23 protein-coding genes and 9 pseudogenes are annotated in these 26,051 nt (G+C 69.1%); 14 read left to right on the plus strand and 18 right to left on the minus strand.

The genetic code is table 11. From position 1 onward, the window contains the following. The first annotated feature begins 284 nt into the window (after positions 1–284). The 6 genes and pseudogenes from AAF143_RS16010 (at position 285) to rfbC (ending at position 6,065) form a co-directional block, all read left to right on the plus strand. A pseudogene (locus tag AAF143_RS16010) lies at positions 285–2,103 on the plus strand (SLC13 family permease). Positions 2,104–2,282: 179 nt separating this feature from the next. Then, entirely contained in the window at positions 2,283–3,152 is an 870-nt protein-coding gene (gene rfbA, locus AAF143_RS16015) for a glucose-1-phosphate thymidylyltransferase RfbA (protein ID WP_414027520.1), read from the plus strand. A 16-nt stretch (positions 3,153–3,168) separates the two neighbouring features. Beyond that, entirely contained in the window at positions 3,169–4,077 is a 909-nt protein-coding gene (rfbD, locus tag AAF143_RS16020) for a dTDP-4-dehydrorhamnose reductase (RefSeq protein WP_414027521.1), read from the plus strand. Continuing rightward, on the plus strand, positions 4,074–4,391 hold the full coding sequence (locus AAF143_RS16025; RefSeq protein WP_255009952.1) for a clan AA aspartic protease: 318 nt from the start codon (positions 4,074–4,076) through the stop codon (positions 4,389–4,391). The genes rfbD and AAF143_RS16025 overlap by 4 nt, the downstream gene beginning before the upstream one ends. Further along, positions 4,388–5,472 (plus strand): annotated as a pseudogene (rfbB, locus tag AAF143_RS16030) (dTDP-glucose 4,6-dehydratase). The gene AAF143_RS16025 and the pseudogene rfbB overlap by 4 nt, the downstream one beginning before the upstream one ends. A 30-nt stretch (positions 5,473–5,502) precedes the next feature. Further along, a pseudogene (rfbC, locus tag AAF143_RS16035) lies at positions 5,503–6,065 on the plus strand (dTDP-4-dehydrorhamnose 3,5-epimerase). A 10-nt stretch (positions 6,066–6,075) separates the two neighbouring features. Here rfbC and AAF143_RS16040 read toward each other — a convergent pair. The 7 genes from AAF143_RS16040 to AAF143_RS16070 all read right to left on the minus strand — a co-directional run bounded on the left by AAF143_RS16040 (position 6,076) and on the right by AAF143_RS16070 (position 12,446). Further along, positions 6,076–7,272 carry a glycosyltransferase gene (locus AAF143_RS16040; RefSeq protein WP_414027522.1) on the minus strand — a complete coding sequence of 399 codons (1,197 nt, stop codon included), beginning with the start codon at positions 7,270–7,272 and terminating at the stop codon, positions 6,076–6,078. Between the two features lie 206 nt (positions 7,273–7,478). Further along, positions 7,479–8,618 (minus strand): glycosyltransferase, encoded by a 1,140-nt coding sequence (locus tag AAF143_RS16045; protein WP_414027367.1) that lies wholly within the window; start codon positions 8,616–8,618, stop codon positions 7,479–7,481. Positions 8,619–8,949: 331 nt separating this feature from the next. Then, the gene (locus AAF143_RS16050; protein ID WP_414027368.1) at positions 8,950–9,075 is read right to left on the minus strand and encodes a hypothetical protein; all 126 of its coding nucleotides are present in this window, start codon (positions 9,073–9,075) and stop codon (positions 8,950–8,952) included. Then, the gene (locus AAF143_RS16055; protein WP_414027369.1) at positions 9,023–10,786 is read right to left on the minus strand and encodes an ATP-binding cassette domain-containing protein; all 1,764 of its coding nucleotides are present in this window, start codon (positions 10,784–10,786) and stop codon (positions 9,023–9,025) included. Before AAF143_RS16055 ends, AAF143_RS16050 begins: the two co-directional genes overlap by 53 nt. Positions 10,787–10,833: 47 nt before the next feature. After that, positions 10,834–11,400: a glycosyltransferase family 2 protein gene (locus tag AAF143_RS16060; protein WP_414027370.1), complete on the minus strand. Its 567-nt coding sequence runs from the start codon at positions 11,398–11,400 to the stop codon at positions 10,834–10,836. A gap of 25 nt (positions 11,401–11,425) precedes the next feature. Continuing rightward, positions 11,426–11,704 (minus strand): hypothetical protein, encoded by a 279-nt coding sequence (locus AAF143_RS16065; protein WP_414027371.1) that lies wholly within the window; start codon positions 11,702–11,704, stop codon positions 11,426–11,428. 466 nt (positions 11,705–12,170) lie between these two features. After that, positions 12,171–12,446: a hypothetical protein gene (locus AAF143_RS16070; RefSeq protein ID WP_255010101.1), complete on the minus strand. Its 276-nt coding sequence runs from the start codon at positions 12,444–12,446 to the stop codon at positions 12,171–12,173. A 145-nt stretch (positions 12,447–12,591) separates the two neighbouring features. Here AAF143_RS16070 and AAF143_RS16075 point away from each other — a divergent pair, with 145 nt between their 5' ends. Then, on the plus strand, positions 12,592–13,383 hold the full coding sequence (locus AAF143_RS16075; RefSeq protein ID WP_414027372.1) for a glycosyltransferase family 4 protein: 792 nt from the start codon (positions 12,592–12,594) through the stop codon (positions 13,381–13,383). Positions 13,384–13,385: 2 nt separating this feature from the next. Here AAF143_RS16075 and AAF143_RS16080 read toward each other — a convergent pair whose 3' ends face one another. The 3 genes and pseudogenes from AAF143_RS16080 to AAF143_RS16090 form a co-directional block, all read right to left on the minus strand. Next, positions 13,386–13,907, minus strand: coding sequence for a hypothetical protein (locus tag AAF143_RS16080; protein ID WP_414027373.1), 522 nt, complete (start codon positions 13,905–13,907; stop codon positions 13,386–13,388). A gap of 211 nt (positions 13,908–14,118) precedes the next feature. Continuing rightward, positions 14,119–14,304 carry a hypothetical protein gene (locus AAF143_RS16085; protein ID WP_414027374.1) on the minus strand — a complete coding sequence of 62 codons (186 nt, stop codon included), beginning with the start codon at positions 14,302–14,304 and terminating at the stop codon, positions 14,119–14,121. Next, positions 14,301–14,542: pseudogene (locus AAF143_RS16090) on the minus strand (hypothetical protein). The gene AAF143_RS16085 and the pseudogene AAF143_RS16090 overlap by 4 nt, the downstream one beginning before the upstream one ends. Before the next feature lie 55 nt (positions 14,543–14,597). Here AAF143_RS16090 and AAF143_RS16095 point away from each other — a divergent pair. Further along, positions 14,598–15,838 (plus strand): annotated as a pseudogene (locus AAF143_RS16095) (1-deoxy-D-xylulose-5-phosphate reductoisomerase). Between the two features lie 32 nt (positions 15,839–15,870). After that, positions 15,871–16,190: pseudogene (locus tag AAF143_RS16100) on the plus strand ((2Fe-2S) ferredoxin domain-containing protein); the annotation flags it as partial. Between the two features lie 315 nt (positions 16,191–16,505). Here AAF143_RS16100 and AAF143_RS16105 read toward each other — a convergent pair. The 6 genes and pseudogenes from AAF143_RS16105 to AAF143_RS16130 form a co-directional block, all read right to left on the minus strand. After that, positions 16,506–17,132, minus strand: coding sequence for a hypothetical protein (locus tag AAF143_RS16105; protein WP_414027375.1), 627 nt, complete (start codon positions 17,130–17,132; stop codon positions 16,506–16,508). Then, positions 17,039–17,626 (minus strand): hypothetical protein, encoded by a 588-nt coding sequence (locus tag AAF143_RS16110; RefSeq protein ID WP_414027376.1) that lies wholly within the window; start codon positions 17,624–17,626, stop codon positions 17,039–17,041. The genes AAF143_RS16105 and AAF143_RS16110 overlap by 94 nt, the downstream gene beginning before the upstream one ends. After that, complete coding sequence (locus AAF143_RS16115) at positions 17,592–18,992, minus strand: NAD(P)(+) transhydrogenase (Re/Si-specific) subunit beta (RefSeq protein ID WP_255009923.1); 1,401 nt, start codon at positions 18,990–18,992, stop codon at positions 17,592–17,594. The genes AAF143_RS16110 and AAF143_RS16115 overlap by 35 nt, the downstream gene beginning before the upstream one ends. Next, a complete protein-coding gene (locus AAF143_RS16120) occupies positions 18,989–19,288 on the minus strand; it encodes an NAD(P) transhydrogenase subunit alpha (RefSeq protein ID WP_255009921.1) in 300 nt (99 codons plus the stop codon). The genes AAF143_RS16115 and AAF143_RS16120 overlap by 4 nt, the downstream gene beginning before the upstream one ends. Continuing rightward, positions 19,285–20,450, minus strand: a pseudogene (locus AAF143_RS16125) (NAD(P) transhydrogenase subunit alpha). Before AAF143_RS16125 ends, AAF143_RS16120 begins: the two are co-directional and overlap by 4 nt. Positions 20,451–20,570: 120 nt before the next feature. Continuing rightward, positions 20,571–21,236: an SDR family oxidoreductase gene (locus AAF143_RS16130; protein WP_255009917.1), complete on the minus strand. Its 666-nt coding sequence runs from the start codon at positions 21,234–21,236 to the stop codon at positions 20,571–20,573. A gap of 61 nt (positions 21,237–21,297) precedes the next feature. On the opposite strand from AAF143_RS16130, the gene AAF143_RS16135 reads away from it, so the two are divergent. The 4 genes and pseudogenes from AAF143_RS16135 to trxB all read left to right on the plus strand — a co-directional run bounded on the left by AAF143_RS16135 (position 21,298) and on the right by trxB (position 24,597). Continuing rightward, entirely contained in the window at positions 21,298–22,392 is a 1,095-nt protein-coding gene (locus AAF143_RS16135) for a DEAD/DEAH box helicase (protein WP_414027377.1), read from the plus strand. Then, positions 22,389–22,862, plus strand: a complete 474-nt coding sequence (locus tag AAF143_RS16140) for a hypothetical protein (protein WP_414027378.1) — start codon at positions 22,389–22,391, stop codon at positions 22,860–22,862. Before AAF143_RS16135 ends, AAF143_RS16140 begins: the two co-directional genes overlap by 4 nt. Continuing rightward, positions 22,859–23,110, plus strand: coding sequence for a hypothetical protein (locus AAF143_RS16145; RefSeq protein WP_255009913.1), 252 nt, complete (start codon positions 22,859–22,861; stop codon positions 23,108–23,110). The genes AAF143_RS16140 and AAF143_RS16145 overlap by 4 nt, the downstream gene beginning before the upstream one ends. A gap of 112 nt (positions 23,111–23,222) precedes the next feature. Continuing rightward, positions 23,223–24,597 (plus strand): annotated as a pseudogene (gene trxB / locus AAF143_RS16150) (thioredoxin-disulfide reductase). 32 nt (positions 24,598–24,629) lie between these two features. Here the strand turns inward: trxB and infA are convergent. Then, on the minus strand, positions 24,630–24,899 hold the full coding sequence (infA, locus tag AAF143_RS16155) for a translation initiation factor IF-1 (protein ID WP_254939401.1): 270 nt from the start codon (positions 24,897–24,899) through the stop codon (positions 24,630–24,632). Between the two features lie 207 nt (positions 24,900–25,106). On the opposite strand from infA, the pseudogene AAF143_RS16160 reads away from it, so the two are divergent. Further along, positions 25,107–25,777 (plus strand): annotated as a pseudogene (locus tag AAF143_RS16160) (pseudouridine synthase). Here the strand turns inward: AAF143_RS16160 and AAF143_RS16165 are convergent. Then, the gene (locus tag AAF143_RS16165) at positions 25,774–25,989 is read right to left on the minus strand and encodes a hypothetical protein (protein WP_255009907.1); all 216 of its coding nucleotides are present in this window, start codon (positions 25,987–25,989) and stop codon (positions 25,774–25,776) included. The pseudogene AAF143_RS16160 and the gene AAF143_RS16165 overlap by 4 nt on opposite strands. Positions 25,990–26,051 lie beyond the last annotated feature (62 nt).

The following is a 26,051-nucleotide window of genomic DNA, read 5'->3' on the forward strand; positions in this document are numbered from 1 at the left end:
CGTGTGGCCAGCACCAGTTCCTGAGTGGCCGCAATCGCCGCGATCTGCCCATCGGCAAACAGGGGAGTGCGGCCCTCGTGTCCATGGGTTCAATGTCGGCACCCCTGGGGGCGTGAAAAGCCGGAGGTTGCGCGTCACCACCGTGCTGCGACGATCAGGTGCGTCGGGATCTTCCCCTCCCCTGGAAGAATCAGCTCCGAGCGGTACGTTGTTCCTCGGCCTCCAGGGGCGGTCCATGAGAAGCCTCAAGACTCAACAACAGCCGCATTGGAGTGTCCTGGCCCATGAGCGCCTTCCTGGAAGCGGCCTCCCAGCCGGCGGGCCTGATCACGTTGGGCGTGTTCGCCGGCGCGATCGTGCTGTTCGTCACCGGCTGGCTGGCGCCGGAGGTGACGGGCCTGCTGGCCATGGCCCTGCTGGTGGCCTTCAAGGTGCTCAAACCCGATGAGGCGGTGCAGGGCTTCGGCAGTCCGGCGCTGATCACCTTGATCGGTCTGTTCGCCGTCTCGGCCGGGCTGTTCCGCAGCGGCGGCCTCGATCGGCTGCGCGCCCTGATCGGCTCCGATGCTGTGCGCACCCCCCAGCGGATGATCACCCTGATGGTGGGCGTCGTCGCGCCGCTCTCGGGCTTCATCCCCAACACCCCGATCGTCGCCACCCTGCTGCCGGTGATCGAGAGCTGGTGCCACCGCCGCGGCGTCTCCCCTCGAAGGTGCTGCTGCCGCTCTCCTTCGCCACGGTGCTGGGGGCACCATTTCCCTGCTGGGCACCTCCACCAACCTGCTTGCCAGTGATGTGAGCCGTCAGCTGGGCTACGGCTCGCTGGAACTGTTCAGCTTCTCCGCCATCGGCATCCCGATCTGGCTGCTGGGATCCCTCTACATGCTCTGGGCCTCTGATCGCCTGCTGCCCGACCGCGGCCTCGACCATGACGACCTGCTCGGCGACCTGGCCCGTGCCGGCTACTTCACTGATGTGCTCGTTCCAGAAGGATCCGAGCTGGTGGGCCAGTCGCTGCACAACAGCCGCCTGCAGCGGCGCTTCGATGTCGATGTGCTCGAGCTCCATCGCGGCGAGGAGAGCTTCACAGCTCCCCTGGCTGATCTCACCCTTGAGGCCGGCGATCGGCTGATGCTGCGCTGCAACCGCGAGAACCTGCTGCGCCTGCAGCAGGAGCACACCGTGACCCTCGCCCCGATCAAGGCGGGCGCTGGGGAGCCTGGCCCAACCGGCAACCAGCCGATCGCCTCCCAGAGAGTGGTCGAGGTGCTGCTCCCCAATGGCTCCACCATCACCGGCACCAGCGTGCGTGACCTGCGCTTTCGCCAGACCTACAACGCCACCCTGCTGGCGGTGCGCAGAGGCAACCAGGTGCTGCGCGAGCGTCTGGGGCGGGTGGTGCTCCAGGCCGGGGATGTGCTGCTGCTCCAGGCCCCCATCGACGCCATCCGCGGCATGCAGGCCAACAACGATCTTGTGCTGCTCGATGAACTCGAAAAGGACCTGCCCACCACCGATCGCAAGTGGGTGGCGGTGATCGTGGCCTCATTGGTGATCCTGCTGCCGTTGTTCAAGCTGCTCAACCTGATGGCCGCCGTCACCCTGGCGGTGGTGATCATGGTGGCCACCGGCTGCCTGAAACCCGGTGAGCTGCAACGCTCCGTGCGTTGGGATGTGATTCTGCTGCTGGGGTCGCTTTCCTCCTTCAGCGTCGCGATGCAGAAGACTGGCCTGGCCGAAGCGATGGCCACTGATCTGCTCCATTCCCTGCAGGGTTGGCCCACCTACGGCGTGCTGCTGGTGGTGTTCATCCTCGCGCAGCTGTTCACAGAAGCGCTCAGCAACGGCACCACGGTGGTGCTGCTGATGCCGATCGCCACTGAGATCGCCAAGGGGCTGCAGCTGCCGCCCATGGCCTTCATCTTCGCCATCCTGTTCGCCGCCAGCCAAAGCTTCCTTACCCCCATCGGCTACCAGACCAACCTGATGGTCTTCGGCCCGGGCCGCTACCGCTTCCTCGACATGACCCGCTACGGGGCGCCACTCACGGTCGGCCTGGCGCTGATCGTTCCCTGGTTGATCTGCCGGCACTTCGGGCTTTGAAGCGATGATCCAGCGGGGGAACTGAAGCGTTACGGCGTGGGTGTCGGGTCAGCTGCGATGGTCCGGAAGGGCAAGAAGCACACCCAAACGCGCTGCAGGACCACGTCACTCGACAATGGCCCGGTTGCCCTGTCACTCTCGATGCCCTCCCCCAGGCCAACCCCAGTGGGCGCCGCGGCATCATCCTGGCCGGCGGCACCGGGAGCCGTCTGCATCCGATCACCCAGGCGGTGAGCAAGCAGCTGCTGCCCGTGTATGACAAGCCGATGATCTACTACCCGCTCAGCACCCTGATGCTGGCGGGGATTCGCGAGATCCTGATCATCTCCACGCCCGTGGATCTGCCCCGCTTTCGCGATCTGCTCGGCGACGGAGCGGCCTGGGGCCTGGAGCTCAGCTACGCCGAACAACCCAGCCCCGATGGCCTCGCCCAGGCCTTCTTGATCGGTGAAGCCTTCCTTTCCGGCAGGCCCGCCGCCCTGGTGCTCGGTGACAACCTCTTCTATGGCCACGACTTCTCCGGTGGCCTGCAAACCGCCAGCGCCCGCTGTGATGGGGCCACCGTGTTTGCCTACCGCGTCGCCGATCCTGAGCGCTATGGCGTGGTGGGCTTCGACGGGGATCTGCGCGTCACTTCGCTCGTGGAGAAACCCGCCAAACCAACCTCCAACTACGCCGTCACCGGCCTCTACTTCTATGACTCCCGCGTGGTGGAGCTGGCCAAGCAGGTGAAACCCTCCGCCAGAGGCGAGCTGGAGATCACCGACCTCAACCGCCTCTATCTCGACGCCGGCCAGCTGCAGGTGGAGCTGCTCGGACGCGGCATGGCCTGGCTGGATACGGGCACCTGCGATTCCTTGCATGAGGCCGGCAGTTACATCCGCACCCTCGAAAAACGCCAGGGCCTCAAGATCGGCTGCCCCGAAGAGGTGGCCTGGCGCCAGGGCTGGATCGATGGCGAAGCCCTCTCCGCCCTGGCGGCCCCCTTGCGCAAATCCGGCTATGGGGCCTACCTGGAGAGCTTGCTGATCGAGGAGAGTCAGCCTTGAGCGCCCCCTGCTGCTGATCGGCCGCTCCGGCCAGGTGGCTTCGGCCGTCCAACGCCTGGCGCCCCAGTTGTTGCCGGATCGGCCGTTGGTGATGGCCGGGCGGCCCGAGCTCGATCTGGCCGCCCCCGCTCCTGTGCTGGCCCCCCAGCTGGAGGCCCTGCTGGAGCAGCACCAGCCCGCCCTGGTGCTCAACGCCGCCGCCTACACCGCCGTCGATCGGGCCGAAAGCGAACCGGAGCTGGCCGAGGCCATCAACGCCACCGCCGTGGGCCTGCTGGCGGCCGCCTGCGCCCAGCGCAACCTCCCCCTGCTGCACCTCTCCACCGACTACATCTTCGACGGCAGTGGCGAGCGCCCCTGGCAGGAGGACGACCCCACCGGGCCCCTGGGGGTCTACGGGGCCAGCAAGCTGGCCGGCGAGCAGGCCCTGCGGGCCGCCGGAGGGCCGCACCTGCTGCTGCGAGTCAGCTGGGTGTTTGGCCTCGAGGGCGCCAACTTCGTGCGCACCATGCTGCGGCTGGGCGCCGAGCGCCCGGCGCTGTCGGTGGTGGCCGATCAGATCGGCGGCCCCACCAGCGCCGACGCGATCGCTAGCACCCTGCTGACCCTGGCTGAAGCCGCCAGCGCCGGGGTTCTCGCCGATGGCCGCCCCTTCCCCTGGGGCACCTACCACTACAGCGGCCAGCCGGCCGTGAGCTGGCACGGCTTCGCCGCTGAGATCTTCAGGCAAGCGCTGGAGCTGGGCCTGCTGGAGCGCTCCCCCGAACTCAGCGCCATCCCCACCAGCTCCTACCCCACCCCGGCGGCCCGTCCCGCCAATTCCCGCCTCGATGGCACCCGCTTCCAGACCACCTTTGGGCTTCCCTTGCCCGATTGGCGCGAGGATCTGCGCCAATGCCTGAGCGCCTGGGCCGGGGAACCATGAACCCATCCACCACCCCTGCTTCGATGGGTCTGATTCGCGCCGACCTTCAACTGGCCAACCCCACAAGACCCGAACTCCAGCCCGTGGCGGTCTCCGCCCTGGGGGACACGGGCGCGGTGCATCTCTGCATCCCCGAGCACCTGGTGATCCAGCTCCAGCTCGAAACCCTTGAGCAGCGGGAAGTGGTGCTGGCCGATGAGGTGTTGCTGGGGGCGATCCCGATGGAGGCCATGGATCTGGTGCTCAGGCCCCAGCTGCAGTCGGTTGATGTGAACCCCGCCAGCCCCAACCTTCCACTCTCCGTCGCCCAATGACGCGTCACCTCCTGATCACCGGCGGCGCCGGCTTCATCGCCGGCAACCTCGTGCACCACTGGGCCGCCGCCCATCCACACGACAAGTTAGTGGTGCTCGATGCACTCACCTACGCCGGCAACCGGGCCACGATCGAACCGCTGATTGCCAACGGCGCCGTCCACTTCGTGGAGGGCGACATCGGCAATCGCGCCCTGGTGGACGCGCTCCTGGCCGAGCACGCCATCACCCACATCGCCCACCTGGCGGCCGAATCGCACGTGGATCGCTCGATCAGCGGCCCCGGGGCGTTCCTCTCCACCAACGTGAATGGCACGTTCACGCTGCTGGAGGCGTTCCGCGCCCATTGGCTCGCCGCCGGCTCGCCCGCGGCCTGGCGCTTCCTGCACGTCAGCACCGACGAGGTGTTCGGCAGCCTCGGACCCAGCGATCCGCCCTTCTGCGAAACCACCGCCTATGCCCCCCGCTCCCCTACGCCGCCAGCAAGGCCGCCAGCGATCACCTCGCCCTGGCCTGGCAGCACACCTACGGCCTGCCGGTGCTGCTGAGCAACTGCTCCAACAACTACGGGCCCTTCCACTTCCCCGAAAAACTGATCCCGCTCACCCTGATCAACATCCTCCTGGGCCGTCCGATTCCGGTCTACGGCGATGGCTCCAACGTGCGCGACTGGCTGTTCGTCGAAGACCACTGCCGCGCCCTCGAGCGCATCCTGCTCTCGGGTGAACTAGGCCGCACCTACTGCATCGGCGGCAACAACGAGGTGAGCAACCTCGATCTGGTGCACCAGCTCTGCGACCTCGTCGATGAGCAGGCGCCTGAGCAAGGCATGGCGCTGCCCGTTTCCCCCAGCCGCAAGCTGATCCGTTTCGTCGCCGATCGCCCCGGCCACGATCGCCGTTACGCCATCGACGCCTCCCGCATCCGTGATGAATTGGGCTGGGAGCCCCAGGTCACCGTGGCCGAAGGCCTGCGCCGCACGGTCGCCTGGTATCTGGCCAACCGCTCCTGGTGGGAGCCGTTGCTCTCTGCCGAATACGGCACCTACCTCGCGGGCCAGTACGCCGGCCAGCTCGGCTGAGACCACCAGCAGATCCCACAGCGCACCCCCATGGAGATCATTCCCCAGTCCATTCCCGAGGTGCTGCTGCTCAAGCCCAAGGTGTTCGGCGACGAACGCGGCTTCTTCGTCGAAACGGCGCGCCAATCGGAGCTGGAAGCGGCCGGCATCCCGCCCCTGTTGCAGCACAACCAGAGCCGCTCCGGCCGCGGCGTGCTGCGCGGCCTCCACTACCAACTGGTGCAGACCCAGGGCAAGCTTGTGCGCTGCGCCAGGGGCAGCGTCTTCGATGTGGCCGTCGACGTGCGCCACGGCTCCCCCAGCTTCGGTATGTGGGTGGGGGCCGTGCTTGATGACCTGCAGCACCACCAGCTCTGGGTGCCGCCCGGCTTTGCCCACGGCTTTCTGGTGCTCAGCGCGCTGGCCGATTTCTGCTACCTCTGCAGCGACTACTACCACCCCCTTCGGAACAGGGCATCGCCTGGGATGACCCGGATCTGGCGATCGCCTGGCCAACCCTGGAGGCCGGCGCGCCGCTGCAGCTCTCGGCCAAGGACCGGGCCAACCCCCGGCTGAAGGATCAACCCGCCGACCGGCTGCCCCTTCTGCCCTGACCCATCAACCTCAGGCCAGTTGCCGGAGGTTGTAACAGGCCACAAGCTCATCGCCCCCCAGACGCCGCACCAGCTCCGGCCTGTAGGTCAGCGCCTCCCCCAGCTGGGCGTCGTCCGCGGGGGCCGGCAGGCCCACATCAGCGCAGATCCGCCAGAGCGCCTCCCGGCAAGCCACGCCGCCCCAGCCCTTGCGCCCATGGCCCAGGGCCGCCTCCCGCACTTCCTCCCAGAGGGTCTGGGAGCCATACAGCTCCAGCACCGCCGCAGCCAGGGCCCCGGCGTCGTCGCCCTTGAGGAAGGTGATCCCATGGCGCAGCGCCAGCCCCTCGGCGGCAATGGTGGTGGCCACGATCGGCAGTCCCGCCGCCATGGCGGTGAGCATCTTGCCCTTCACTCCCGCCCCGTAACGCAAGGGCGCCACCGCCAGCCGCCGGTCCCCCAGGAACGGCTCCAGGTCGGCCAGATAGCCGTGGATTTCCACATCGGGGCCGGCCAGATCGATCACCTCCTGGGGCGGATTGGAGCCCACCACGTGGAAGCTGATGCCCGCCCCGGCAGCCCGCAGCAGCGGCATCACCTCCGACACGAACCACAGCACCGCATCGGTGTTCGGCGGGTGGCCAAAGCCGCCGATGAACACCACGCCAGAGCGCTGCGCGAAGCCCTTGGGCCCCGGTTCAGACTCCACAACCGGCGGCAGCACATAACCCCTCCCACGGGGCTCGAGCCGCGTCTCCGCCTCCCGCTGCTCCGTCTCGCTGAGGTAGAGCACCCCGTCCACCACATCCACGATCTCCTTCTCGAGGGCCCGCATCGCCGCCATCGCGGCCTCGCTCACCGAAGACGGATCGAGCGCCCGCTGGCGCTCCATGCGCAGGTGGTGCAGGTCATGGGTGTAATACATCAACCGCGCATGGGGGGCGTGGCGCTTGATCGCCTCCAGGCAGCGCTCCGCCACCTCCGGCCGCGCCAGCAGCAGCCCGTCGTAGCTGCTGCCCTCCACCTCCAGGTGCTCGGCCACCGAGCTCAGATGGGGATGCACCAGCACCCGCACGCCAAGGCGCTCCAGGGCGCTGCTGTACTCCGGCATGAATTGCAGGTTGTCGACGGCGATGAAGCTGACGTCGTAGCCCAGCTGCACCAACGCCATCAGGATGTTGAACATGTAGAGCGAGCCGGCGTCCTGATCGGGCGTGGGCGTGGTCATCTCCAGCACCAGCAACCGGCCGATGCGGCCTCGGTTGCGCTCGATCAGCGGGTTCTCGCCGTTGGGGGCATGGCCCGCCAGCCGCTCGGCCCACTTGCGCCGGAACAGTTGGCCGTTGCGTGCCTGGTGCCGCTTGGCGCCGGATTCCTCATCACGGCCGCCGCTCACCCCCTCGAAATGGATCACCCGCGAGCTGGGCTGCACGATCACCCGCAGACCGCGTTCGCGAATCTGAAGGGCCAGATCGGTGTCCTCGTAGTACGCGGGCACATAGCGGTTGTCGAAGCCCCCCAACTCCCGGAACAGGGCCGTGGGTACCACGATCGAGGCCCCTGACACGTAATCCACATCGCGGGCGAAGCGCACCTCGGGTGAGCGCGGATCGCTGCCGCGGCCATAGTTCCAGGCGCTGCCGTCACGCCACACAATCCCCCCGCCTCCTGCAGGCGCCCATCGGGGTAAAGCAGCATCGAGCCCACCAGGCCGGTGCCGGGGAACAGGCGGAAGCTGTCCACCAGCTCCTCCAGCCAACCGTGGGTGACGACGGTGTCGTTGTTGAGAAAGCAGAGGTAATCGCCCTCCGCTACGGCGGCGCCTCGGTTGCAGGTGCGCAGAAAGCCGAGGTTTTCGGCATTGCGCAGCACCCGAATCGGGCCGAGGCCATCGAGGGCGGCCAGCTGGGCACCTGAGCCGTCGGGGGAGGCGTCATCGAGCACCACCAGCTCCACCCGGCAGAGCGAGTGGCGCTGATACGTGCGCTCCGCCAGCAGGCTCTCCAGGCAGCGCAGGGTGACCGGCAACTTGCCGTAGCAGGGCACGATCACGCTCACCAGAGGCACCTCGGCCACGGCCCCTTGGTTCGCCAATGGCGCCAACCAGCGGATCATCTCCAGCGCCTCGCCTTCCGGCCGCACCCCCTGGGGGTAGTGGCGGCTGCTGAGCGGATGGGCGGCGAACAGGGGCCGCTCGCGATCCTGCAGGAAACGGCGATAGCGGTTCCAGATCCGCTCGGTGGCCTCCACGCCGCTTTGCTCCAGCTCACGCTGCAGCACCAGCGGATCGTCGTAGAGGGTGAAGGGGTCGTCGGCGCTGAGCTGGCGCACCATCCCCAGCCGGGCCGTGCGCTCCCCCACCTCCCGGAACGTCAGCTCCATCGGCGAGGCCGCCTCGGGCGCCTCGATCACGCTCGGGCTGGCCTCCAGTTTCCAGAAGAAACGCTCGGTGGCCACCACGTCGCAGATGGCCAGCCGCTGCTCATCGATCTGGCCGTCGGTGAACCGGAACCTCACCGGGGTGGAGCAGCCGTAGACCGGGAGCTGGGCGCGGGCCGTGACCTCGATCCACACCGGCGTTAACTTCCGCTGAGGCCTAACGCTAGCGATTGGGGTCAGCCCGCCCACGCTCAGGGGCCCGTAGGGTCTCCCCGAGACGCGGCTGTCGTTCCGGCGAAGGCGGGGACGGCATGAGCGTGAACGAGCCCGAAAACACCTGGACCATCCCGTAGAGGAACCAACCTCCTGCGAACGCCGACACCAGGAACAGAAGCAACAGCGAGGCTGCCCGCAGCGCCAGCTGAACCCGGGAGGGCGGCTCCAGTTCAGCCATGGCTTGCCCTCAGGTCCAGGACCCTGTCGCAGAGTTCAAGGCTGGCGCGGCGGTGGCTGACCAGCAACAGTGTCAGGTGGGGCGCGCCACCCGCAGGCGGGTCAAGAGCTGCCGTTCCGCCTCCAGGTCGAGGGCGCTGGTGGCCTCATCCAGCACCAGAAGCGACAACGGTGCCGCCAGGGCTCGGGCCAGACCCACCCGCTGGCGCTGGCCCCCGCTCAAGCTCCGCCCCGCTTCCACCCACCTCCCGCCCCAGCAGCTCCGTCAGACCCGTGAGCTCGGCCAGCGCCGCCAGCTGAGCGAGCTCCAGCCCTGATTCACCGGCGCCGAGGGCCACATTGGCCGCCACCGTTCCAGCCACCAGGGGCACCGCCTGACCCACATGGGCCAGGCCCGCCTGCCAACGCCGCAGGGGCAGCGACTCGGGCTCGAGGATCGCCCCATCCAGGCGCAGGTGCCCCCGATCAGCGGGCAACAGTCCCAGGAGCAGATCCAGCACCGTGCTCTTGCCCGCCCCCGACGGACCCCACAGCCCCAGCCACTCCCCACGATCCAACTGGAGCTCGAAACCAAGGAGCACTGGACCAGCCTCGGGGGCATAGGCGAAGCTCACGCCCTCCAGGGCCACGCGCCGCCAGTCCTCCAGCGCTGTCAGCGGCGGCCGCGGCAGGATCTCCGGCCGTTCCAACAGGCCCAGGAGATCCTCCAGCAGGGCCGTGCCGGAGGTGAGCGAGGCCCAGCCCACCCAGATCTGCTGGCTCAGGGGCAGCAATCGCTGGGCCGCAAACGCCAGTAGCCCCAGGGTGGGCAAAACCTGGAGCGGTGTCTGGCCCCGCGCCAGCAGCACCAGACCGGTGAAGGCGATGCCCACCATCCCCAGAGGCTCCAGCAGGTAGCGCGGCAGGGCGGTAAGAACGGAATTGGCAGCCTCAAGACGGCGCATGCGTCGCTCGATCGCCCCATACCCCGCCGCCACCGTCTCGGCACCGCCCCGCAGCAGCAGCGAACGAATCGCCGCCAGGTTGTCCTGAATCAATCGGATCAGCTGCCGCTGCAAGCCCACGGCCTCACGCCCCTGGCGGCGCAAGCGGGCCCGGCTGGCGAGGGTGAGAAGGCTGTAACTGACGGCCACGACCAGCGCCACCGGCAGCAACACCTGCCAGGCCAGGGCTGCCAGCACCCCCACAATCGCGACCGCCAACAGGGTGGCGCTCACCAGCTGCAGGCCCTGCTGGAGCACCTGGGTGATCAGCTGCCGCTGCTGCGGCGCCAGGATCGCCACCACCCGGCTTCCATCCAGCAGCAGATGCTCGCCGTAGGGCCGCCCGAGGGTGCGGCGGAAAGCCGCCTCCCCCAGGTCAGCGCCAATGGCTGCCGCCAGCTGGGCCGTCACCTGAAGGTTGGCTAGGCGCACCAGGGCCGCAGCCACCACCGCCCCACAGAACAGCCAGGCCACCCAGATCCGCGCCCCCTGGCCCCACTGCATCAGCCCCACCAGCAACGGCGCCACCGCTGCCACCGAGACCATCTCCAGGGCGCCGCTCAACAGCATCAGGCCGGAGGCCAGGGCCAGCTGCCTCCGGCGGCGGCGGCCCAGCTGACGCCAGAGCCGCCCCCAGAGCGGGCCTGCGGAGCGGTCTGGGAGCCCCATCAGACCTGGGCAAACAGAGAGGCCACCAGGGGTGCCCCCCAGCAAGGCATTGAGGGGCGAGGTGATCGAGACAGGGGGAGGCACCAGACGGCGCTCAGACACCACCTGCAGGGCATGCCTGGATCCCCAGAGCATCAACTGACGCAAGGCGGCGGCGTGGTCCAGCCCGTGGTGGCGGAAGACCCCATAGGTCCAGGCGGTGACCTGAAAAAGATGGCGAGAATGGTTGGCGTCGTGGAGCCTGTAAAAAGCCAGCAACGACGGCAAGACCCCATAGCGCAGATCCGGATGGTCGCGCCGGAGGTTCAGCCAGAGCAGGTAGTCCTCATGGGGGACCAGTGGGAACCCCCCTCCAGCAGCTCAGCGCGGACCAGGACCGTGAGCATGGGAATCGGATTGGACTGGCGCATCTGCTCCAAGACCAACCGCTCCGGTGGACAGCGCACCGCCAGCAGGGGCTGTCCCAAAGTCCGGAAGCGCCCGTAGGCGGTCACAGAAAGATCTAGCCCCCCGGCCTGGTGGAAGGCCAACTGATGCTCCAGCTTGCGGGGGTGCCAGAGGTCGTCACAGTCGAGGAAGGCCACCAGTGGACTGCCCACATGCGCCAGCCCATGGTTGCGGGGCCGGGCAGGCAAGCGTTGGCCAACTCTCCTGGAAGCGTCTGCAGGCATGGGCAGTTGCCGAAAGCGGCGATCGCCAGCAATGCAGCGGGTCAACACCTCGGCGCTGCGGTCCTCGGAATCGTCATCGACCAACAGGCACTCCCAGTCGCGAAAGGTCTGCTGCTGAAGGGTGCGCACCAGGTCCGGAAGGAACACCTCGGCGTTGCGGAACGGGGTGACGATCGAGAGGCGTGGCATCAGTAGCGCCACCCCATCCAGGCGGCCCTGGCGCGCATCAGGTGGGGATACCCCCCAGCGAGGGGGCGCACCAAGGCCTTGATGGCCTCATTGACACGGCCGCTACGCCCCAGAGCTGGATCCCGCCAGCGGCGCAGGAGTTCGCGGCCACCGGGCAGTCCACTGGAGACCCCCCAAGCCTGAAGCGGCAGACGGGCTCCGCCAGGTAGGCCTCAGAGCCGCTGGCGGCCAGGGCGGCCCGCATCACCGGCCGATCGCCATAGATCGAACTGTCGGCGGGGTAGGGATGGGCCCGGGCCCAGTCGCCATCGAACAAAAAGCTTGATGGCAGGGCACCATCCGCCCCAACCAGGCGGTCATCGAACGAACGCGTGAATCGGGCGTCAGCCAGCGCAGGGGGCGGCCCGGCACCTCCACCCAAGCCTGACCGAACACCGCCGCCGGGGGGCGTCCGGCATCCAACCGCCGCCGGCCATGGGCCAGCAGTCGTTCAAGACTCCGATCATCGGCGTAAAGATCACCCGCAGGCAGCACCTGCAACCATCGGCCCCTGGCAAGGGTTAAAGCCGCATTGAGGGCGTCATAAATGCCGCGGGCGGGCCGCTCCATCCAGCGCATCTGCCACCCCTGTTGGGCCAGCTGCGGCCGGTGCCGCTCTGTCTCATGGAAACAGCCAAGGGACTCGGAGCCGTCAACCACGATCACCTCCAACCCAAGCTCTCCACTCTGGAAACCGCTGGCTCGCTATCGAATCCAGCGTTTCGCTCAAGGCTTCAGAGTTGTCACGACAGATCGTCAAAACACTCATCAAGACCTGTGGCTTCAAGGTCATTGCCCCCTCCAGCACCCCCGCTGGACTTAACATAGATTTGACATTGAGCACCAGTAAGAAAGGGTCTGATCCAACAGAAATTGTGATGCGGATCGGATTCGATCATCAGATCTTCCGACTCCTGAGGCAGGGAGGGATCAGCCGCTGTTTCGCCGATCTGATCGCCGGCCTCCCCAACGCTGAACTTGACGTCCGACTGACGTTTCGTCTCCACGGTAACCAGCACCTTCGGGCTCCAGGCCTGCTCCGGCTGCCGATCCAGGTCTTTCAGCTGCTGGGCCGTCTAGGGCTCGACCCAGCGCCAAGCGAAGCCTGGGCGCCAACGGTGGCCCTGGGCGGCTTGGACCTGCTCCATGCCACCTATTACCTGGGTGCGGCCCCTCCGCGGGGGCTCCCTTCCCCTGGTGTCGACCCTCCACGACATGACCCCCGAACGCCTGCCGCAGCTGGCCCCCCTGGGGCGCGGGGGCCACCGGGTGCAGAAGCGGGCCTGGCTCGAAGCCAGCGATGCGATCGTTGCCGTCAGCGCCAGCAGCGCCGCCGACCTGGCCACCCTCGCCCCAGCCCTGGCCGGCAGAACCCGGGTGATCCACCACGGGACCCGCTTTTTCGATCTCACCCCACGACCCTGCCCCGGGGTCCCCGCTCAGCCGTTCCACCTTTTCGTCGGTCGTCGGGGCGGCTTCAAGAACACCACGGCGCTGTTCGAGGTGTTGGCCGCATTGCCCCAGCACCTGGTGCTGGTGGGCGGCGGCCCCTTGAGCCGGCGGGAGCGGCACCAGATGCGCCAGCGGGGCCTCCAGGGGCGCGTGCGCACCCTCAACCCCGACGATGCCCAGCTGGCCTGGCTCTACCGCCACTGCAGGGCGGTGCTGGTGCCCAGCCTGGCGGAGGGATTCTCCCTGCCTTTGATCGAAGCCCTGGCCTGCGATGCCCCCGTGCTGGCCTCGGATCTGGCCGTTCACCGGGAAATCGGCGGGTCCTTCGTGGAGCTGCTGGACCCCCAGAACCCCGACCAGTGGAGATCAGCCCTTTCCTCTGCGGGCCCACTCCCCCGGCCGAGTGAGCGCCTGTCCCGCACCCAGGCCGCTGAGCTAAGTCACCATTTCAGCCTGGAGCGAATGGTGGCGGATTACCGCAGCTTCTACCGCTCCTTGAGGTGAGGTCAGGCCAGCAGCCGACGCAATCGACCGAGCGCCCGCAGCGCCAGGGGCGGCTGGAATTGGGTGAGGAAGGTATGACGATCAGCCCGTCCATCTGGCAAGCACTGGGCGGGATGGCGCAGGGGCGCCTCCAGATCGCCGATCGACCCATGGGGCGTGGATCCCGTGTTGGTGTGGGTCGCCTGGGGGTGGCCGAAGCCCACATTGGTCACCAGGTTCACGGCCGGCAGACAGGTGAGCAGGCCCTGGCGCCAGCAGCTGTAGGTCCAGATGTAGTCCCAGGTATCGCACTCTCCGCCATGCACCCGCTCCAGGCAGCGGCTCCAGTACCGGGCGAAACGCTTCCCACCCAAGTCCTCCAGCCAACCCTGATCGCGGAAGGCAGGCCAGCCCTCCAGCTCGGCGTCATAGGTCGCCCAGGCCCGTCGCCAACTGGCCCAGCCCCAGCCGTGGTTGTAGAGGGAGAAGTAGTAACTGGCCCCGTCGCGGGGGCGCTGGGGTTGGAAATTGCTGCCGCTGATCACCCCAATCCGCGTGTCGTTCCGGTAGTGCTCCAGCAGCTCCGAGCAGAACGAAAAAAGCGCGGTGAAGCCACGATGTCGTCCTCCAGGATGATGCCCTCCTCTACCTGCTCGAAGAACCAGCTGATCGCTTCGCTCACCCCGCGGCGGCAGCCCAAGTGCTCGTTGCGCAGATGCCAATGACACGCGCAGGGCCAGTCCACCTCGCTTTCAATCAGAGCTCGGGTGGCGGCGCAGGCCTGGGCTTCGGCCGGATCCCCGGGGCGAGGCCCATCGCAGGCCACGAAAAGGCGCGGGGGCGCACCTGACGCAGGGCCTCAAGCACCAGGGCCGTGGTGTCAGGGCGCCGATAGGCCAGCAACAACACCGCCGGCAACGGTCGCTGCTCCTGATCGCTCATCGAGAAACGTTCGGGTCCTCGGCGGCGGCTCCGGCAGAGGTGGGCCCTTTCCCAGCCATCAGCGCCTCGATCCGGCGGATGCGCACCACCGTGGTGCTCCAGACCTCTCGGCGGAACAGATCGTCGGCGGGGCAGGCCTCCAGCAGCGCCTCGATCGACTCCCCCGCTCAAAGGCCTCCCAGAGCTCCCGTTCCAGCTTGGCCCGTTCGATGAAGTTCCAGCGCTTCAGCCAGAGCATGGTCCAGGGCACCATCAACGGTGGGACACTAGGCGCCAACCGCGCGCTCGATCCCGTGAAAGCCATCAGCGTGCTGGGCTCCACCGGTTCGATCGGCACCCAGACCCTGGAGCTGGCCTCGGAGTTTCCCGAGCGCTTCAAGGTGGTGGCGCTCACGGCCGGCCGCAACCTCGATCTCCTGATCGAGCAGATCCTCCAGCACCGCCCCGAGGTGGTGGCCCTGGCCGACGCCGAGCTGGTGGCGGCCCTGCGCCAGCGGCTGCAGGATCTCGAGCCCGGCCAGCGCCCCGAGCCGCTGCCGGAGCTGCTCGGGGGCCCGAGGGCCTGTGCGCCGCGGCCGCCTGGCCTTCGGCCGATCTGGTGGTGACCGGCATCGTCGGCTGCGCCGGCCTGCTGCCCACCCTTGGGGCGATCCGCGCCGGCAAGGATCTGGCCCTGGCCAACAAGGAAACCCTGATCGCCGCCGGCCCGGTGGTGCTGCCCGAACTCAAAAAGAGCGGCAGCCGCCTACTACCGGCCGATTCCGAGCACTCCGCCATCTTCCAGTGCCTGCAGGGCACCCCCTGGGCCGACACGGCCCGCCTCTCCACGGGTGTGCCCACCCCGGGCCTGCGCCGCATCCAGCTCACCGCCTCCGGCGGTGCCTTCCGCGACTGGCCCGCCGCCGATCTGGCCAAGGCCACCGTGGCCGACGCCACCAGCCACCCCAACTGGTCGATGGGGCGCAAGATCACCGTGGATTCCGCCACCTTGATGAACAAGGGGCTGGAGGTGATCGAGGCCCATTACCTCTTCGGCCTCGGCTACGACCAGATCGAGATCGTGGTCCACCCCCAGAGCATCATTCACTCGATGGTGGAGCTGAGCGATTCCTCGGTGCTGGCGCAGCTGGGCTGGCCCGACATGAAGCTGCCGCTCCTCTACTGCCTCAGCTGGCCCGAGCGCCTGGAAACCCCCTGGCGTCGCCTTGACCTCACGGAAGTGGGCACCCTGAGCTTCCGCGCCCCCGACCGGGCCAAGTACCCCTGCATGCAGCTCGCCTACGCCGCCGGCCGCGCCGGCGGCACGATGCCGGCGGTGCTCAACGCCGCCAACGAACAGGCCGTGGCCCTGTTCCTCGAGGAGCAGATCCATTTCCTCGACATCCCGCGACTGATCGAGCACACCTGCGAACGCCACGGCCCCGATCTGCGCAGCGACCCCAGCCTGGAGGAGGTGCTCGCCGTTGACGCCTGGGCCCGCGCCGCCGTGCGCGAGACCGCCGGAACTGCCCCCGCCAAGCTGATCACCGCCTGATGGCCTTGCCCGGTGAAACGGCCAAGGGCCCCATGGTCATCCAGCACCACCTGCTGCTCTGCGCCACCCCCAGCCGCCCCACCTGCTGCGACCCCGCCGTGGGGGCCGCCAGCTGGGAGCGGCTCAAGGCCCTGGTGCGCGAGCTGGATCTGGAGAATCCCGCGCGCGCCGGGGGATCGTGCTGCGCACCAAGGCAGATTGTCTTCGCCATTGCAGCGGCGGGCCGATCCTGCTGGTCTGGCCCGAGGGCATCTGGTACGGCGAAGCGACCGCCCAGCGGCTGGAGCGCATCGTGCGCGAGCACCTGATCGGCGGCCGGGTGGTGGAGGAATGGGTGCTGCGCCGCACCCCTTCGCCGCCTTCCCTGCCGTCGAATCGCCGTAGGCTCCGACATGGCCTCGATCCAGCTCCGCGCGTGAACTTCCCGGGAACCCTGCAGGAGCTCAAGGAACTGGTGGCCGTGCTCGGGGAACCGGGCCACTGGCTGCACGAGGGTCCCTTCGAAGAATTCGTCTTCGACAGCGGCGAGCGGCTCAACTGGTGGGCCAGCAATGGCCAGCTCACGGTGTCGGGGCATCCCGAAACCAGGGCTCTGCTGATCGGGCGGCTGGTGGAGGCCGATGGGCGCCTCGAGCCCCCCAGCGACTGAGCGTTCATCAGGGGAAGCTCAGGCGTCCCCAAGGGCCAGGTGCTCCAACCAGCGGGTCGCCAGCCGGTCGCTCCAGCAGCCGCCCGGGGCGTGAAAACCGTTGTGCCCCCGCCCCGGGTGAGTACCACCTGAAGCGGTCCCTCCGGGCGGGCGGTGGCCGCCTGCTCCAGGGCCCGGGCTGGGGCCGCCGGCACCCAGGGGTCGTCGTCGGCGTGGATCACCAGGGTCGGGGGAGCCGCCCGGCGTCGGCGCCGGCCTCCGAGCCCATCGCTGCGGTCGCCTCAAGCTCTTCGGTGAGGCGCCGCAACGGGCTGGCCTCGGCGTAGTAGTGCTCCACCGAGTCGTAGCCCCAGCGGGGGCGGTGATCGCCGCATCGAACTGGCGAATCGTGCGCACATGGGCCAGGGCCGAGCGCTCCTGCTCGGTCACCCCATGGGGATCAGCCAGGGTCTGGCGGCGCAGGCCGCGCAACAGCCAGTTGATGTAGAGGCGGTTGCGCGGGCGATCGATGAACCGGGAGCAGGCGATCAGATCCAGGGGGCTGCTGATCGTCACCAGGCCATCGAGCACAGGCTGGGCGGTGGCAAGGGATTGGGGCCGCAACTCCGGATCCAGCACGGCATTGAGCAGCAGGGTTCCGCCCATGGAGATACCCGCCCCCAGCAGCGGCAACGGACGGGAGGGGAGGGGCCCAGCCGGCTGGCGAGCTGGCGGGCCCAGACCAGCACCGGCGCCAGGTCGCGGTTGACCTGGGCGGCGTAGGTTCCCCGGGCCAGGGGCCGCCCTCGCCCGGCCCCCCGCAGGTTGAGCCGCACCACCGCCAGACCCGCCCCCTGCAGGCTCAGGGCCAGCCGTCCCACCCCCTGCCCTTCGCTGCAGCCGCCCAGGCCCGGGGTGAGCAGCACCAGCGCCCGCGGTGCCGTGGCGGGCCGATCGAGCAGGGCCAGCAGGCGGTCGCCGCCGCCGATCGGCAGCTCAAAGGGTTCACCATGCTCGGGCTGCAGGGTCGGCTGACGCAGGCTGTCGCGCAGGGTCTGCAGATCGGCGCCCCACCAGGGGGCCCGCTGGCGGAACTCCCCCAGGCCCAGACGGGCCGCAATCCCCTCAGGAGGAGGCTCCCACCGCCTGTTTGCCGACACCCAACGCCCGCAGCTCCTGGGTCAGAGCTAGCAGAACCTGCTTGGCATCGCCAAACACCATCGAGGTCTGGGGCAGCTCGAACAGAGAATTGCGGATCCCGGAATAGCCCGAGCCCAGGCTGCGCTTGACGACGAACACCGAACGGGCCTGATCCACCTCCAGCACGGGCATCCCGTAAAGGGGGCTGCTGGGATCGTTCTTGGCCTGGGGGTTCACCACGTCATTGGCCCCCAGCACGATCACCACATCCGTGCGCGGGAAATCGGGGTTGATCACATCCATCTCGATCAGCTGCTCGTAGGGCACATCCGCCTCCGCCAGCAGCACATTCATGTGGCCGGGCATGCGCCCCGCCACCGGGTGGATCGCGTAGCTCACCTCGATCCCGTGCTGCTCCAGCAGCCGGGCCAGTTCCTTGAGCCCGTGCTGGGCCTGGGCCACCGCCAGGCCGTAGCCCGGCACGAACACCACCCGCTCCGCCTGCTCCAGGGTCAGGGCACACTCCTCGGCGCTGCAGGAGGTGACCGAGGTGTAGCCCTGGCCGTCGTCGCCGCTGGCCGTGGCGCCGCCGCCGAGGGCACCGCCGAACAGCACCGAGGTGAGCGAGCGGTTCATGCCCGTGCACATCACCTGGGTCAGGATCAGCCCGGCCGCCCCGACCATGGCGCCGGCGACGATCAGCAGCTGGCTGCCGACCACGAAGCCCGCCGCCGCCGCCGCCACGCCGGAATAGGAGTTGAGCAGCGAGATCACCACAGGCATGTCGGCGCCGCCCACGGGCAGGGTGAGCCCGACCCCGAGCAGCAGGGAGAAGACCGTGAGCGCCGGCAGACCAGCCGGCAGACCGTTGAGCACCAGAACGGAACTGGCCAGAGCGAGCAGGGCCAGGGTGATGTTGACCCCATGGCGCTGGGGCAGGAGCATCCAGCCGGGGGTCGGCAGCCATCCCTGCAACTTGCCCATCGCCACGATCGAACCGCTGAAGGTGATCGAGCCCACCAGAACCGACACCAGCACCGACAACACCGCCAGCAGGCCCAGGGGCGTGGGCAGGGCCGAAGCGCCGAGCGCCACCAGCAGCGAGGCCACACCGCCACAGCCGTTGAACAGGGCCACCACCTCCGGCATCGAGGTCATCGGCACCTTGTAGGCCACCACGGCACCCACGCTGCTGCCCAGCACCAGCCCCAACAGCATCCACGGCCAGCCGGCCAGGCCCTGGTCGAGCAACAGACCCACCACCGCCAGGCCCATCGCCGCCGCCGCCAGGCCATTGGCCCAGCGGGCCGTGCGGATCCGCGAGAGTCCCTTGAGCCCCAGGGCCAGCAGCAGCACCGCCCCCAGATCGATCGCGAGGTGGCTCATGAGGCCGGCCCCCGACGGCGGAACATCGCCAGCATCCGATCGGTCACCAGGAAACCTCCCACCACGTTGAACAGGGCAAAGCCCAGCGCCACCGCCCCCACCAGGCGCAGGGCCGGGGTCGTGGCCTGACCGATCAGGGCCAGGGCCGCCAAAAGAGTGATGCCGCTGATCGCGTTGGCCCCCGACATCAAGGGCGTGTGCAGGGTGGGCGGCACCTTGCCGATCAGCTCGAAGCCCAGGAGGCTGCCCAGCAGCAGCACCCAGAGGGCCTCGGAAAGGGAAAACGTTTCGCTCATGCTGTGGCCTCCGTGCGGGCGGGACGTAGATCGGGGCGCCGGCAGGCCCCCATGGGTGAGCAGGCAGGGGTCCAGCAAGGGATCCTCCGGATCGATGTGGATCGTGCCCTCCTTGAGCACCACCTCCAGCAGGGCGGCCAGGTTGCGGGCGTAGAGCGCGCTGGCGTGCTGGGGCACCGTGGCCGCCAGATTGCCCGCCCCGATCACCAGCACTCCGCCCACCCACTCCTCGGCGTCGGCCCGGCTGGAGGCGCAGTTGCCCCCTGGGCCACCGCCAGGTCGACCACCACCGACCCCGGGCGCATCCCCGCCAGCATCTCCTCGGTGATCAGCAACGGTGCCGGCCGACCGGGCACCTGGGCCGTGCAGATCACCACATCGGCGTCCTCGAGCTGCTTGGCGAGGATCTGGCGCTGGGCCTCCTGGAACACGGCTCCGGCCTCACGGGCATAGCCCCCCGCCTCACCAGGAGCCTCCTCCAGCTGGGGTGGCTCGATGAACCGGGCCCCAAGCGATTCCACCTGTTCGCGGGCGGCGGGGCGCACATCACTCACCCGGACCACCGCTCCGAGCCGGCGGGCCGTGGCCACCGCCTGCAGGCCCGCCACGCCGGCGCCCAGCACCACCACCTTGGCGGGCTGCACCGTGCCTGCCGCTGTCATCAGCATCGGGAAGAAGCGATCCAGGGCTGCGGCGGCCAGCAGCACGGCCTTGTAGCCGGCGATGTTGGCCTGGGACGAGAGCACATCCATCGCCTGGGCCCGGCTGATCCGCGGCAGCAGCTCCAGCGCCAGGGACGACACCCGGCCCAGTTCCAGCTGGTCGATCAGGGCCTGGTTGCGGTAGGGATCCAACAGGCCCAGCACCAGGCTGCCCGCCGGCAGGGCCTCCAGCCGACCATCACCCCCTCCGAGCTCAGCAGCGGTGCCTGCACCGACAGAACCACATCGGCCTGGCGCCAGCGCTCGAGGCTCTCGGAGGTGGGGAACACCTCCGCCCCCGCTTCGTTGAAGGCCGCATCGCTGTAGCCGGCCGCCCGGCCGGCTTCGGCTTCGATCCAGACCCGTGCCCCCCGGGCCAGCAGGCGCTTCACGGTCTCAGGGGTGGCCGCCACCCGGGTCTCCCCGGAGCGCCGCTCCCGCGGAACCAACACAGTCGTCAAGGCGGCTTCGCTGATGGGTCTTGCCTCAGTGATCGACAATCCCAGCGCCCCGTGCCACGACCCGGTCGGCTTTGTGCGCAGTCCGGCACACAATCCGGCCTCCATTGGGCCCGGGCGGCCTCAGGCGGCCTGGAGCCAGCGGCTCAGCTCCTGCCGCGGCACCGCCTCACCGCTGGTGATCTCGATGATCCGCCCGATCGCCGCCGGATCGTCCAGGGCATCAAGCGTCACCCGGGCCACCAGGCGCCGGGGGATGCTGTTGCTCTCCTGCTGGTCCGGACCGGAGAAGCGGATGCCCTGGGCCTCCAGGTTCTCCTCGTTCTCGTTGAGGCCACCGGGACGAATCACCGTCCAATCCAGGCCGCTGCCTGCCAACCAGCGCTCCCCCAGCCCCTTCCAGAGCAGGATCAGGCCAAACAGATTCAGCGGGTGCAGCCACCTGCCGCTGCAGAGCGAGCTCACCAGCACCAGCCGGCGCACCCCCGCCGCCTGGCAGGCCTCGGCCTGGGCCCGCACCAGCAGGGCATCCACCCGCAGCGGGCCCGTGAGGTCGATCGAAGGGCGGGCGCCGGTGGCGATCACCAGGGCGTCGACCCCCTCAAGGGCCGCGCGCAGGGCCGGGCCATCGCCCAGCTCCAGCCGCACCACCTCGGCCCCCTCGAGACCCTCGGGCAGCTCGGAGTCGGGGCGCACGATCGCCCGAACGCTCCAGCCGCGCCCCAGGGCCTCCTGCACCACCCGCCAGCCGGTCTTGCCGGAAGCCCCGCTCACCGCCAACAAACCCATCGCAACGCCTGGCTTACGGCACCCGTTCTAGGGAGGTTGGCGCTGCCGACACAATGGCGCCATGTCGGCCCCCTCCTTTGACTTGGGCGCGGCGCGGCCCGCCCCCGGGGCCCCGCCTTCCCTGCGGCCCCGCCAGTGGCAGAGCCAGCTGATCGGGCTCCTGCGCCGGCGCCTGGAGCGCCCCGAGCCCAGCGGCCACGATGTGCTGATCCACGCCGGCCCCGGCGCCGGCAAGACCCTGGGCGCCCTGCTGGGTTTCCAGCGCCTGCACCACGAGGGGCGCCTGAGCCATTTCCTGGTGTTCTGCCACCGCAGCTCGATCGCCTCCCAGTGGCGCGGCGCCGCCGAGCGCCTCGGCCTGCGGCTGCGGGACTGGGATCCCGACCAACCCCAGGATCTGGCACCCAGGGAGGAGCGCGAACCCTGGCAGGGGCTGCTGCTCACCTACCAGGGGGCGGGCCGCCACCGGCTGGCCCTGAAGCAGGCCCTCGCCGGGGCCGGGATCGGGCGGCTGCTGGCGATCGCCGATGAGGTGCACCACCTGGGGGTCGATCCCGAGGAACCGGACGCCGCCGCCTGGGGCCATGCCTTCACCAGCCTCAGCGAGCCTGCCGCCCTGCGCCTGGGGCTCACCGGCACACCGTTTCGCGCCGACAACCTGGCCTTCTGCGCCGCCCGCCGGGTGCCGGTGCTGGAGCAGGGCCAGACCGCCTGGCGCATCGAGCCCGACCTGAGCGTCGAGCCGCGGCAGCTGATCGTGGCCGGCGACGTGCGTCCGCTCGAATTCCGCTTCCAGGACGGCTGGGTGGACCACGGACGGGCGGGGGCGGCCAGCGGCGAACTGGAAGGCTCTCCGCTCTCGGTTGAAACCCGCGAGAGCTGGCGCGCCCGCAACCTGCGCCGGGCGATCCGCCTTGGAGACGCCAGCAGCATCGCCCTGCGGCTTCTGCTCAATGCCAGGCGCCGTCTGGAACGCGTGCGCCGGGAGCACCCCCAGGCCGGCGGACTGGTGATCGCCCGCGACATTGCCCACGCCCGCCGCATCACAGGACTGCTGGAGGAGGAAGGGGACCGGGTGCTGCTGGTGCACTCCCAGGACCCGGAGGCCCCCCAGCGACTGGCGGCCTTCCAGGCGGGGAGGCTCATTGGCTGGTGAGCATCGACATGTGCGCCGAGGGCTTCGATGCCCCGCGGCTGCGGGTGGTGGCCTACCTGACCACCGTGGTGACCCGCAGCCGCTTCGTGCAGGCGATCACCCGGGCGGTGCGCATGGACGGCAGCCGCTCGTCGCTCGAGCCGATTCCGCGTCAGCCTTCGTTCGTTTATGCCCCGGCCGATCCGCTGCTGATCGGCTACGCCCGCAGCTGGTCACTGGTGGAGCCCTACCTGGTGCGCAGCCGTCCGCTGCCGGAGGAGCCCTGCGCCGGAGGCAGCTCGGCCCAGGGCCTGCCGCTGCAGGCCCTGGCGGACCGGGCAGGGGCGGAATTGCGGCTGGGGGGCCCCACTTACCGGCGTTCCTGCAGTCCTGATTACATTCCAATAGCGAAAAAATGCGACGTTCTGCGTAGCAACGCCTCAATCGCCCCATGGACGACCAGCGTGGTGCCAGCTCAGAGGGATCCATGAACGGCTCCGCCTACCGACGGCTCACCGTGGCGGTGAACTGGGCGATGGCCCGAATCGGCACCCTCGACGCCAGCGAGCGGTTCGAGGACAGCTACGCCATCACCCAAGAGTTCGCCGAATGGCTGCTGTGCCTGGAGGAGCAACCGGAGCACCTGGCCTCTACGGTGCAGATGGTGCCCCGCAACCCTGGAAAATTCGGCCCTTCCCCAACCGACCCGCGTCAGCAGGACGGCCTGCTGGAGATCTGATCGCTGCCATGGGTGGCTCGGGACCCCCGACATCGGGCCATGGGGGCGGCGAGCAGGACAGCGCTCCGAACGGATCCCCTAAGCTCAACTCATAGTCAGTTCACATAAGCCCATGGCCCCCGACGCGATCAGCAACGGGACCGAGAACCTCGTGATCGTCGGCTCCGGCCCCGCCGGCTACACCGCCGCCATCTATGCCGCCCGGGCCAACCTTTCCCCGATCGTGATCACCGGCTTCCAGGCCGGCGGCATCGCCGGTGGCCAGCTGATGACCACCACCCATGTGGAGAACTTCCCCGGCTTCCCCGACGGCATCCTTGGGCCCGATCTGATGGACCGGATCAAGGCCCAGGCCGTGCGCTGGGGCTCGCGCCTCATCGAGGCGGACGCCGACGCCATCGACCTCTCCGAGCGCCCCTTCCGCCTGCTGGTGGACGGCCAGGAGATCCGCACCCAGTCCCTGATTCTCGCCACAGGCGCCAGCGCCAACCGCCTGCACCTGCCCAGCGAAGCCCGCCTCTGGAGCGCCGGCATCAGCGCCTGCGCCATCTGTGACGGGGCCACCCCCAGTTCCGCGACGCTGAACTGGCGGTTGTGGGGGCGGTGATTCCGCCTGCGAGGAGGCCGTCTACCTCACCAAATACGGCAGCCACGTGCATCTGATCGTGCGCTCCGATCGGCTGCGGGCCAGCGCCGCCATGGCCGATCGGGTGCTGGCCAACCCGGCGATCACCGTGCACTGGCACAGCGAACCGGTGGATGCCCTCGGGGAGCAATGGCTCACCGGTCTCAGCCTGCGGGACCGCCTGAGCGGCGAAACCCGCGTCCTGGCCGTGCGCGGCCTCTTCTACGCCATCGGCCACACCCCCAACACCGCCCTGGTTCAAGACCAGCTGGAGCTGGACGAGCGGGGCTATGTGGTGGTCCAGCCCGGACAACCCACCACCAGTGTCGAAGGCGTCTATGCCGCCGGAGACGTGGCCGATGCCGAGTGGCGCCAGGGCGTCACCGCCGCCGGCAGCGGCTGCCAGGCGGCCCTGGCGGCCGAGCGCTGGCTCAGCCACCACGAGCTGGCCGTCACCGTGAGTCGGGCGGCGGTGGACCCCGCCCCCGCCGATCAGCCGGCACCCACCGCCACCAGCGACACCGAGAACTTCGATCCAGCCGCCCGCTGGCAGAAAGGCAGCTTCGCCCTGCGCAAGCTCTACCACGACAGCGCCAGGCCGCTTCTGGTGGTCTACACCTCCCCGAGCTGTGGCCCCTGCCACGTGCTCAAGCCCCAGCTCAAGCGGGTGCTCGAAGAGCTGGGCGATGCCGCCCAGGGGGTGGAGATCGACATCGAAGCAGAACCGGCCATCGCCCAGCAGGCCGGGGTCAGCGGCACCCCCACGGTGCAGCTGTTTGCCGGCAAGGAACTCAAGCAGCAGTGGAAAGGGGTCAAGCAGCGCAGCGAATTCCGCAGCGCCATCGAGGCCTGCCTGGCCTGAGCGCTCGGAAGTTCAGCTCGGCCTGAGCTTGCTCAGCGGCGCCTGGGTCCACCGGGGCGGTTACCGCCCGGACGGGGCCCACCGGCGCCGACATTGCGCTCCCGGTAGGTGATGCGGCCGCGGGTGAGGTCGTAGGGGCTGATCTCCACCAGCACCTTGTCGCCGGCCAGCAGCTTGATGCGGAACTTGGTGAGCTTGCCGGCAGCGCGGCACAGGCACTGGTGACCTGCCGGCTGCTCCAACGTGACCAGGTAGAACCCGTTCCCCTGTTCCTTCTCGATCACGCCGGAAGTCTCGATCATGCGGTGGTGCGACGGAAAGTTCGTGAGTGGTTTCAGCTTAGTTGTCGCCCCTGCGGGCCTAGGGTCCGGCCACCCGCACCTCCACGCCCGTGATCGTTCCGCCCCTGAGCATGGATCTGGGCCTGCTGCTGATTTCGATCGGGGCTGTGAACCTCTGGAAGGCACGGGGCGGCACGGTCAAGCGGGGCTGAACCCTGCTTTGGTTCCATGTCCCGCGTCTGCCGGCCTGCCTTCTCGGCCCAGCGGGCCAGCACCCTGCTGTTCCACAAGCCCTACGGGGTGCTCAGCCAGTTCACCCCCGAGCCCGGCAGCGCCTGGGGTGCCCTGGCGGAGCACATCCCAGTGGCCGGGGTCTATGCCGCCGGCCGCCTCGATGCCGACAGTGAGGGGCTGCTGCTGCTCACCTCCGGGGGCGGCTACAGCAGCGGCTCACCGACCCCCGCTGGGGCCACTGGCGCCGCTACTGGGTACAGGTGGAGGGCACACCCGATCACGATGCGCTGGAGCAGCTGCGGCAGGGGCTGCTGGTGCAGGGCCGCCGGACCCTGCCGGCCCGGGCCGAGCGGCTGGAGGAGCCCCAGTGGCCAGCACGCACCCCAGCGATTCGCCATCGCCTGCAGGTGCCCACGAGCTGGCTGCAGATCGAGCTGCGGGAGGGGCGCAATCGCCAGGTGAGGCGCATGACCGCCGCCGTGGGCCTGCCCACCCTGCGGTTGATCCGGGTGGGCCTCGATCTGATGGATGGCGGCCCCGTGCTGGATCTCACCGGCCTCGGCCCCGGCCAGTGGCGGAACGTGACGGCGGAAGAGGCCGAGCGGCTGGATCGCCTGTGCGGCGGAGCGCCTTTCCCGGGCGCCGTAAAGAAGCGGCAGCCCTAGACCAGCACCTGCTGCAGCTCGCGGGCGGTCTGCAGCTGGCCGTAGTAGTAATTCGCCCGGGCCCGGCGGTCCGGATCCTCCAGGCTGTCGAGGGCATCGAAGCCCAGGCTCACCCAGAGCTCATGGCCGCAGGCGCGGTTGATCTCATCGATCGCCTCCTGCTCCAGGTTGAGCAAACGGCGCTGCAGATTCTTCACCTGGGAGATCGACATCGGCGGGGCGGACAACCGCGGCCATCGTACAGATGTACTGGCGGCCATGGGCGGCCCGCGCC

Origin of the sequence: Cyanobium sp. ATX-6F1 (assembly GCF_047395825.1) — a bacterium.
GTDB lineage: Bacteria > Cyanobacteriota > Cyanobacteriia > PCC-6307 > Cyanobiaceae > ATX-6F1.